Origin of the sequence: Bradyrhizobium sp. SHOUNA76 (assembly GCF_023006445.1) — a bacterium.
Taxonomy (GTDB): Bacteria; Pseudomonadota; Alphaproteobacteria; order Rhizobiales; family Xanthobacteraceae; genus Bradyrhizobium.
In genome coordinates this window covers 1-466 of record NZ_JALBHA010001164.1, presented here as the reverse complement: position 1 = coordinate 466, position 466 = coordinate 1, and the positions used below count along the sequence as shown (strand labels likewise).

At 69.3% G+C, this 466-nt stretch carries 1 protein-coding gene; it reads right to left on the bottom strand.

The genetic code is table 11. The features are described 5' to 3' along the window. The coding region (locus MOV74_RS40305) for an FGGY-family carbohydrate kinase (protein WP_246933122.1) at nt 1-466 on the bottom strand (466 nt) is incomplete at both ends.

The window sequence follows — 466 nt, the reverse complement described above, 5'->3', positions numbered from 1 at the left end:
CCGCGTTTTTCGCCCCGCCACCGATGCTGACGACGCGCCGCAGCTTTGGTGCTCCGAGCTCGGCCAGGCGCCGATAGGCGAGCGCTTCGATCCCCGCGATGCCTTCGAGCAGCGCCTGGAAGAAGCGGCGGTCGTCCGAAGGGCGCGGCGCCACCTTTGCCGGCAGAGCCGGATCGGCGATTGGAAAGCGTTCGCCGGGCTTGGGAAGTGGATAGTAATCGAGCCCGGTCGGCACCTCCGGCCGCAATTGCGGCGTCAATCGTTCCATATCGGCGGCCGTGAAATGCGCGAGCAGCGCGCCGCCGCCGGAATTGGAGGCGCCGCCGGCGAGCCAGCGCTCGCCCAGCCGGTGCGAATAGACGCCTTGATTGGCGGCGAAGATCGGCCGCGTCGCCAGCAGCTTCACCACCAGCGTCGTTCCGAGCGAGGTGACGGCATCGCCGGGCGTATCGGCGCGCGTGGCGAT